Origin of the sequence: Nostoc sp. (assembly GCF_035638895.1) — a bacterium.
Classification (GTDB): Bacteria; Cyanobacteriota; Cyanobacteriia; order Cyanobacteriales; family Nostocaceae; genus Nostoc.
The window spans coordinates 1-9,036 of sequence record NZ_DASQZC010000388.1; the positions used below are offsets into that span (position 1 = coordinate 1).

Here is a 9,036-nt window from a genome sequence, read left to right on the forward strand (position 1 = left end):
AAACTAGCAGAGATTGCCGAGCAGTCGCGATCGCTAGACCGAAATCGCGCTCGTTATCTTTTGGCGAGTGATTACATTGAAAGAACCCAAGCGCAAAAAGCGCTGGCTTTACTAGACGGGCTAGATAGAGACTATCCTATCCTCGCGCCATATATTCTACTGAAACAGGCGCAGGCACAGGCTATTCTGGGCGAAGACGGCAAAGCCTCGGATCTCAGGCAAAATGTGCTGAAACTGTATCCTAAAGAAGCGGCCACAGTCAAAGCACTATATCTGATTGCCCAACCGAAGCAACACGAAATAGCGATCGCTCAATTTCCTTCCAACCCTCTGACTTGGGAAATTATTCGTAAACGCTTGCAAGAAAATCCTAATCAGCCACAATTACAATTGATTTTGGCTAAATATGCCTATGACCAACCTGGCATAGTGGGCGTTTTGGATCAGCTAGTAAAACAGCCTACCCTCAAACCAGAAGACTGGGAACTCATTGGTACAAGCTATTGGGAAAATAGTCAATTTCTCAAAGCGGCGAACGCTTATGTCAATGCACCTAAAACATCGCGTAACCTCTACCGTACCGCACGGGGGTTACAGATAGGGGGCAAAGATAAAGAAAAAGCGATCGCTACTTATAAACAACTAGTACAGCAATTTCCCAATAGCGAAGAAGCTGGGACTGCACTACTACGATTAGCAGAAACCGCAAAAACCCCTAAAGACGGCTTACCTTATCTTGAGCAGGTAATTAGTAAATTTCCCAAACAAGCTAGTACTGCACTGGTACAAAAAGCTAAAATTCTCCAAGCCGCTAATAATCAAAAGTCAGCTAGTGAGGCATGGCAATTACTCATAGCCAAATACGGCAATTCTGACGAAGCGGCAGAGTATCGTTGGAAAATCGCCCAAGGTAAAGCCAATGCTAAAGATTACGTCGGTGCTTGGCAATGGGCAGAACCAATTGTCAGCAACAACCCCAACAGTATTTTGGCTCCGAGAGCAGGCTTTTGGGTAGGAAAATGGGCAGCTTCACTAGGCAAACAGCAGGAATCTCAAACTGCTTATGAGTATGTGATTAGCCAGTTTCCATACTCATACTATGCATGGAGAGCCGCAACGATGCTGGGGCTGAATGTTGGCAACTTTGACAACGTGCGCGTCATGAACCCAGAAGTAATCACACCGCAGCGTCCAGTACCGCCTGCTGGTTCTGAGACTTTCAAAGAATTGTATCTGCTGGGTCAAAACCGCGATGCCTGGTTACAATGGCAGACAGAATTTCAGAATAAACTTCAGCCAACTGTAGCAGAGCAATTTACTGAAGGGTTGATGCGGCTAGCAAGGGGAGAAAATCTCATCGGAATTGATAAAATTTCTAAAGTGGAAGATCGGGAAATACCAGCAGAAGTTGCCCAATATGAGACTCTGAGCAAACAAATTACCTACTGGCAAGCGCGTTATCCATTTCCCTATCTGCGGGAAATTGAAAAATGGTCTATTGAGCGTAAACTTAATCCTCTGCTAGTTACTGCTCTGATGCGTCAAGAGTCACGGTTTGAACCAAAAATTAAATCCGTTGCTGATGCTACTGGCTTAATGCAGGTGTTGCCAAGTACAGCTAAATGGATCGCCCCACAAATCAAGGTGGATTTCAAAACAATAAGTCTAGAAAATCCCAACGATAACATCATGCTGGGTACATGGTATTTGGGTCATACCCATGAGCAATATAACAATAACTCACTGTTAGCGATCGCCAGTTACAATGCTGGCCCTGGTAATGTCTCAAAATGGCTGCAAACTCAAACTACACAAGATCCAGATGAGTTTGTTGAACAAATTCCCTTTGATGAAACCAAAAATTATGTGCGTCAAGTATTTGGCAACTATTGGAATTATCTGAGACTTTACAACCCTGAGATTTCTGGCATCGTAGCAAAGTATTCAAAGACACACCCAAAATTGCCGACGCAGTAATTTTTCCCAATGAGATGATCAAGTTGGATACGTGAGTTTGATTACTCTCTCCCTGCCTAAAAACTCCATCCCGCAAGTGGCGTGGAGTTTTTATTTGTACTTAGGGAACATACCTTCCACTCCCTGCCCACGTAGATAATCAAAAATTAAATACGATTCCTATAGGTTAATTAGTTTTACCTAGTAACAAAATCCTATTTTTTAGCAATTTTAGGCTCTTGAGATTAGTCACTGTCTTCTAAATTCTTCTTTAATCAAAATTACTCAGACCCATCATCTGATAAGCAATAAAGGCAGTATCAAAGGATTGGAGATAATTTACATTCTTGGGATAGCTAGATAAAATGTCAGAATTGGCGGCTGTGTTAATTGATGCGCCGCTTTTTTCATTTTTGGTTGTATGAACGCTAGTAATTTTAGGCATAAAATTAATCCTTTTATAGATATTTCTTAGTTTTAAATATAAACTGAAATTCATTTTTTTTCTAATTAAGTTTCCATACCAATATGCTAGGAAATCTTCATGAGGTAAGCAAATACTTTTAATTCTTAATTTGATAAACAAAAGTGATGCCAATTAATACTGGCATTGCAAAACTTTCTATAAACCTTACTGACTATTTGCTTGAAGCTCGGATGAATGGTATCAATTAGCCGTTAAGGAAGATAAAATAAGCTGATCGTGTCAAAATGTTAAGTGTATAGTTTATTTGCAAACACACTTATGCCGAAAGCAATTTGGAATGGCGCAGTTTTAGCCGAGAGCAATAATACCGTAGTTGTGGAAAACAACCATTATTTTCCTGCTGACAGCATTAACAAGCAATACTTCACAGACAGTAGCACCCACAGTACTTGTCCTTGGAAAGGTGTCGCTAGCTACTACAGTATCGACGTTGATGGGCAAATCAATAAAGATGCTGCTTGGTATTATCCCAGCGCCAAGGAGAAAGCTAAGAATATTGAGGGTTATGTGGCATTTTGGAAAGGTGTAAAAGTTGAGGCTTGATAAAGATTCCTGGAAGTATTTTATTTTCAGGAAATTGATATTATGTCCGACTAATTGCCCATAAAATAATTAGCCCGCTCAGGCTTATGTCTGCGCGGGCTTCGTATTTAAACTATTTGCAGATTTATTTTAATGCGTAATTATATCTTCGCCTTGCGAAATACTGCAAGATTTCTCTTCGTTAGCCAAGCCAGACTACAAGCAAGGATACTACCACCGATCGCACTGGGTTCGGGTACTCTTCTCAGTAAAATAACGTCACTGACTGTAAGAGTAATGTTCCCTCCTGCTCCTGAATTATTCCTGTCAAGTGCGATCGCGCTTGGTTCGAGTACTCTTGTCGGTAAAACGTCACTGCCTGTAATAGTTATAGCGTCACTGGCTGTAACAGTTAAAGTGCCTGCTGCTCCTGAATTAATGTTACCAGCAGCGATCGCACTTGGTTCGGGTACTCTTGTCCCCATAATGCCACTGGCTGTAATAGTTACGGTGCCTCCTGCTCCTGAATTATTGCTATCACCAGCAATATCGCTTAGTTCCTTGGGTGGTGCGATTATGAAACCATTAGAGGCGTTGATACTTATGTTGCCTCCTACTCCGAAATTATTGCTACCACCAGCGATCGCGCTTGTTAGGGGTGCTCGTCTTAATAAAAGAAGATCGGTTTTGAGAATTATGTTACCTGCTGAACCATTGCTGGTTTGCTCAGAATTGATGTTGGCGCCATTGGAAATCCTTAGGCTACCAGTAGAAATAGTTAAATTGCCGATGTTAGCGGTGTTACTTAGATCCCTTACCTGACTACCATCGGTCAACCTCAGTGCATTAGTATTAATATTCACACTACTTTTACCGTTAATAGTGCTATTAATAAGCCTCACTTCACCAGTAGGGTTATTTATTTTCAGATTGTCACCGTTGATGGTGCTATTGATAAACGTTAGGTTACTAGAATTGTAAGCGTTGATATTACCAGCGATCGCTAGCCCAGAAAATTTAACATCGTCGGCGTTAATGTCAAACACGGGGAAGTCATTATTGCCACTGATGGTAAGTAAGTTAGCACCTGGGCCATTAATAGTGAGATTTTTAGGGATCGCAAGTGCCCCACTTGTTAGGCTAATTGTACTGGGATGACTTACCAGTAAAAACTCTACTAAGTCATTGTTATTTGCAGTGTTGATGGTGTCTCGCAATGAGCCAACGCCACTGTCATTGAGATTGTTAACCGTTAAGGTAGCAGCTTGTGCTGATTCCACTTGCATTATTACCCAACCTAGAGCAACGGCTGTGGAAATAGCTTGAGCGACAGCCTTTTTTCTATTGTTTTTTGTCACTTAAAACTCCTCCTCTTAATTTGTCAAAAAATAAAAAACTTATTTGTACAATTACATAGATACATCATAATATTTAAATTTAATTTGCAAAGGGGATTTTGATAATTCGCAGATTCAAAACCTAATTGAAGAAATTTTATAAAGCTGTGAAATATTGCCCATATCGCTACAAATGGTCTGTTTGTCGCATTCTTTTTTAAAATTGTTATAAAATGATGCGTTACGCCAAAGGCTAACGCACTCTACAAAAATACCTGAAACATGATTATGAATTATTAATTAGAAGCTGCCTTTTCTGCTACATTACGAATTATTTCCTCCAGCGTTTGGAGTAATTCTTGCTCGTTATAAGGTTTAGAAAAGTAAGCCCTAGCACCCAATTGTATAGCTAGTTGCCGATGTTTATTGCTGCTACGAGAAGTCAGCATTGCAACTGGAATATTTTTTGTATCAACATCTGAATTTATCTTACCTAAAAAGCCATACCCATCAAGGCGAGGCATTTCAATATCACAAATAACCGCCTCTACTTTCAATCCACTATGGAGTTTTTCTAAAGCATCTTGACCGTCTTTAGCTTGCTCTACTTGATACCCTCCTTTTTCAAGGGTCAGCGCTAAAAAGCGGCGAACGTTAATCGAGTCATCTACAATCAAAATTGTGCCTTTCTGTTTAACAGATGCTGCTGATATTTTCTCTTCATCAAATATCAGGAACGGTGTTTTTAACCTTACCGATGGTAATTGAGTACCTTTAGGAGTCCGCCGATTTGTAGCGATCCAATACAGCAACTCATTAATATTAACTAGTGGCACTACTCGACCATCACCGAGAATTGTGCAGTTGCTAAAGCCTTCAGGTAAAGGTATATTTCCCTCCACTTGGCGAATAGCAACTTCCTGTTCACCCCAACAACGGTCTATTTGGATCGCTACTGGCTGATTATTACCTTTGACTACTAAGACGCTGTTAGCATTAATTGCTGCCGGAGTTTCTAACTCTGAGCGATCATAGCGCAGACAATTAAACTCTAAATATTGAGTCAGGCGAATCAGTGGTAGCATGTTTCCTTGCCAATTTAGGACTTCGCTACCTGCCATTTGGAAAACTCGCTCGTCTTGGAGTAAAGATATTTCTGAAATGACATCTGTGGGAAATGCCAATAGCATTTTGTTGATTTCTACCAGCAGAACTCGCGCTACGGAAAGGGTAAATGGTACTGATAAGGTGAAGGTAGTACCAACTCCTGGTTCCGTATCAACTTTCACATCTCCTCGAATCAGTTTGAGGTTGTTACGAACCACATCCATACCGACACCGCGACCAGATAATGCTGTGACTTGCTCGGAGGTGGTAAAACCTGGTTCAAAAATTAGTGATAACAGTTCTTCATCACTAGCATTAGCAAGTAAAGAAGCATCCAATCCCATAGCTAAAGCGCGGGTGCGAATTTTCTCCAAAGAAATACCCCAACCATCATCACGGATAGTAATTAGGGTGCGATTGCTGCGGTGACTAGCTGTAATTTCAATCAATCCTTGTTCTGGTTTACCCAAAAGGCGGCGGGTGCTTGAATCTTCAATACCATGATCGAAAGCGTTTCTTACCAGATGCATTAAAGGTTCGTTTAATGCTTCTAAAATGCTACGTTCAATTAAAGTATTGCCACCTTCAATTTTTAACTGGACATTTTTCCCATACTCTACATTTAAATCGCGCAAGGCTCTAGGAAAACGTTCAATTAAATCAGACAGAGGCCGCATTCGGATGTGATTTAACTTTGTTTGTAACTGTTTGGATGTTTTATTTATTTTACGAGCAATTTGGTCTGTATCATCTACACTGAGTTGAACGTCAGTTGTTACTTCCTGTACCTGAACAATGGTTTCCATAACTTCCTGCGATCGCAGGTTTAAATCGTTATAGCGATCCATTTCTAAAGTATCAAATTCTCTCTCTATACCTTGTGCTTGTTGGCTATTTTCAACTTGCACCTGCACCCCAGCTTGAGTAGAAATTTTGTCATAAGCGATACGTAATTCCTGGTTTTCGCGGTCGAGAACTTGGACTCGCTGGTTTAAGTTTCTAACGAGTTTGCGTAATCTTTCTAGTTGCGAGTTTAACCCATTTCGCTGAACAACCAATTCGCCAAATAAATCATTAATTTGCTCTAGTTGTTTGCTGGGAACTCGGACGCTATTTTCATGAGTTTCCCGCTCTTTAACAACACTATTTAGCTCACCTTTACCTTCGCCATATCTGGTATCTGGAAGATTATTTTCTTTAGAAAATATTGTATTATGCTCTGTAACATTGACAGCATTAGCATCATCGGCAAATTCTACATCTGCAAATGTAAAACTAGCAGCGATTGCTTCATGATTAGTCCAATTTTCTTTAATATTTTCTGGTTGCCAAACAGATGTTGACACTACTTCTGTGTCTGTGGCAATATGTGGTTTTACTTCTGCTGATAATAGTGGCAGAGATGGCGTATAACTACTATTAAAGTCAAGTTCTGTAGGTAAGTTATCTAGTTGATTTGTCAGTACCAAAGCTTGCGATCGCCGCCATGCTTGCAATGCTAACCGGGCAATTTTGGGAATACCCGAACTACTAACAGTTTCCAATTGCTGAGTTACTGACTCACAAAGCTTGGTAAAAGCTGCCAACTGGAGCATTTCACCCAAACCGCCCAATTCAGCAGCCATGATCACAACTTCTTCATGCAATCCGGGCTGTTTGCTATCTGCCAATATAGATTCTAGGCGTTGCAAACACTCTTCTACTTCGGTGCTAAATAGCAAGGGAATAACATCTTGCCCATCTTCTGGGGATAGCATGGTTGAGGCATCTTCAGGGGTGGGATCACCCAAGCGATCGTGCAACTCGTCAAAAATTGGGTAACAAAAGGTTGCTAACCACTGATCTTCGACAACATTTCCTTCTGCAAGCAATTCTACAATCTGACGCAGCCAGTCAACTCCAGATAGCAATAAACTTTGCAACTGAGTATCAATTTCAAGAGAATTTTTTTTAGTTTTTAAAACTTTAAAGGAATCTTCGAGACGATGAGATAAATCACTTAGCGATTTAAATCCCATCATCCCCGCGCCACCTTTGATAGAATGAGCCGCCCGGAGTGCAGCATTGATTTTATCTAAATCAATACGGTTACTAGTATCGATTTCTAGTAATACCCCTTCTAAAGTATTTAAGTAATCAATTGCTTCTTCCAGAAACTGCATCTGGATTTCTAGTTCTTTGTCTTGTAACATAGTTTTTGTCCTTAGTCATTAGTCGTTGGTCATTGGTCATTGGTCATTGGTCATTGGTCATTAGTCATTGGTCATTAGTAAAAGAACATAGACGCGCTAGCTGCTTCCCGCAGGGTAGGACAAATGACAAGGGACAAATAATAAAAGTCATTGGTTACTAGCAAAGGACAAATGACAAATGACAAACTTAACTAACTTTGAAAGCCTCGACAGTCTCTTGCAACTGATGCGAAATTTCCACAGTTTGTTGCAGAGATTCGGAAACTTGGCGAGAAGAATCGCTGGTGCGTTGTGATACAGCAGCGATATCTTTCATCAATTGGCTAACACTTTGTGATGTTTCAACCTGAGATGCAGTTGCAGTGGAAATCGACTGCACTAAGGAGTCAATTTCACGCGATACATCCAAAATTTCACTCAGACTTTGTTTAGCCTCCTCCACAATTCGAGTTCCTTCTACAACTTGGGTAGTACCTATTTCCATCGCCTGTACCACTTCACTGGTTTCTCGTTGAATATTTTCAACAATTTGTTCAATTTCTTGCGTTGCTGCGGCACTTCTAACTGCTAGTTCACCGACTTCTTCAGCCACTACGGCAAAACCTTGACCTTCTTCACCCGCACGCGCTGCTTCAATACCGGCGTTAATGGCTAGTAAGTTAGTTTGAATAGCAATTTGGTTAATCAACGAAACCACGCGAGAAATTTGTTGCGAAGATTCTCCCAAACGTTTCACTTTCTTAGCAGTTTCACCCACAGTTTCCCGCAAAGACAGGATATTTTGTACTGTTAAATCCATTGCGTGTCCACTCTTAGTAGCGGTGTGAGCCGCATGATTGGCAACGAAAGCAGCTTTTTCGGCGCTTTCGGCTACACCTTTCATAGATAGGGTCATTTGGTCAACAGCATCAAGGGTACGGTTGATTTCGGCAGCTTGGGTGAGTGCTTCCTCTGCTAAGTGGCGGATAGCTCCTTCGTTAGAGCCTATGGCAGTATTAACGTGGGTGGCAGCTTGTTGAACTTGGGTAACAATATCCCGGAGGCTTTCGACAATGGAGTTGAAAAAGTCGGCAACAGTGCCTATTTCCCCAGCCGTTACGTCTGCACGTACAGTCAAGTCGCCTCTGGCTGCACCTTCTACCTCATTGAGCAGTTGTAAAAGTTGCTGTTGCAGTGTTTCTTGTTGATGCAGTTCGTCGCCAGAACCGATTACTGCAACATTCCTAGATTGTATCTCTTCTAATAATTTGGCTTGTTCTAAGGCATAGCCGATTTGAGTTGCTATCTGTTGAAACAAGTCAATTTCCGGCTGTTGCCAAACACGAGGAGTTTCGCACTGATGAGCAATTAATAAGGATACAAGCTGTCCTTGGGCAAGAATTGGTACGATCAAATTACCTTTGACAGCAAATTTTTCCAAAAGTTGGACGTAACC

Annotated in this window: 6 protein-coding genes; 2 read left to right on the forward strand and 4 right to left on the reverse strand. The window is 41.2% G+C overall.

The features are described from left to right. Nucleotides 1-1,977: lytic transglycosylase domain-containing protein (locus tag VE944_RS19205; RefSeq protein ID WP_324980342.1), on the forward strand; the 1,977-nt coding region annotated here is incomplete at its 5' end. Nucleotides 1,978-2,227: 250 nt separating this feature from the next. Here the strand turns inward: VE944_RS19205 and VE944_RS19210 are convergent. Next, the gene (locus VE944_RS19210; protein WP_324980345.1) at nt 2,228-2,401 is read right to left on the reverse strand and encodes a hypothetical protein; all 174 of its coding nucleotides are present in this window, start codon (nt 2,399-2,401) and stop codon (nt 2,228-2,230) included. A 300-nt stretch (nt 2,402-2,701) separates the two neighbouring features. Between VE944_RS19210 and VE944_RS19215 the strand changes: the two genes are divergently transcribed. Then, nucleotides 2,702-2,986 (forward strand): DUF427 domain-containing protein, encoded by a 285-nt coding sequence (locus tag VE944_RS19215; protein WP_324980348.1) that lies wholly within the window; start codon nt 2,702-2,704, stop codon nt 2,984-2,986. Nucleotides 2,987-3,126: 140 nt separating this feature from the next. Here the strand turns inward: VE944_RS19215 and VE944_RS19220 are convergent, their stop codons facing one another. The 3 genes from VE944_RS19220 to VE944_RS19230 all read right to left on the reverse strand — a co-directional run. Continuing rightward, nucleotides 3,127-4,323, reverse strand: coding sequence for a hypothetical protein (locus tag VE944_RS19220; protein ID WP_324980351.1), 1,197 nt, complete (start codon nt 4,321-4,323; stop codon nt 3,127-3,129). Between the two features lie 275 nt (nt 4,324-4,598). Continuing rightward, nucleotides 4,599-7,601 (reverse strand): hybrid sensor histidine kinase/response regulator, encoded by a 3,003-nt coding sequence (locus VE944_RS19225; RefSeq protein WP_324980353.1) that lies wholly within the window; start codon nt 7,599-7,601, stop codon nt 4,599-4,601. A 187-nt stretch (nt 7,602-7,788) separates the two neighbouring features. Then, nucleotides 7,789-9,036, reverse strand: a 1,248-nt coding sequence (locus VE944_RS19230; protein ID WP_324980356.1) for a methyl-accepting chemotaxis protein, incomplete at its 5' end; no start/stop codon positions are given.

Excerpts from the sequence above, each read along its gene's own strand:
- VE944_RS19210 (WP_324980345.1), bottom strand. The coding sequence starts at position 2,401 with ATGCCTAAAATTACTAGCGTTCATACAACCAAAAATGAAAAAAGCGGC.
- VE944_RS19225 (WP_324980353.1), bottom strand. The coding sequence starts at position 7,601 with ATGTTACAAGACAAAGAACTAGAAATCCAGATGCAGTTTCTGGAAGAA.
- VE944_RS19215 (WP_324980348.1), top strand. The coding sequence starts at position 2,702 with ATGCCGAAAGCAATTTGGAATGGCGCAGTTTTAGCCGAGAGCAATAAT.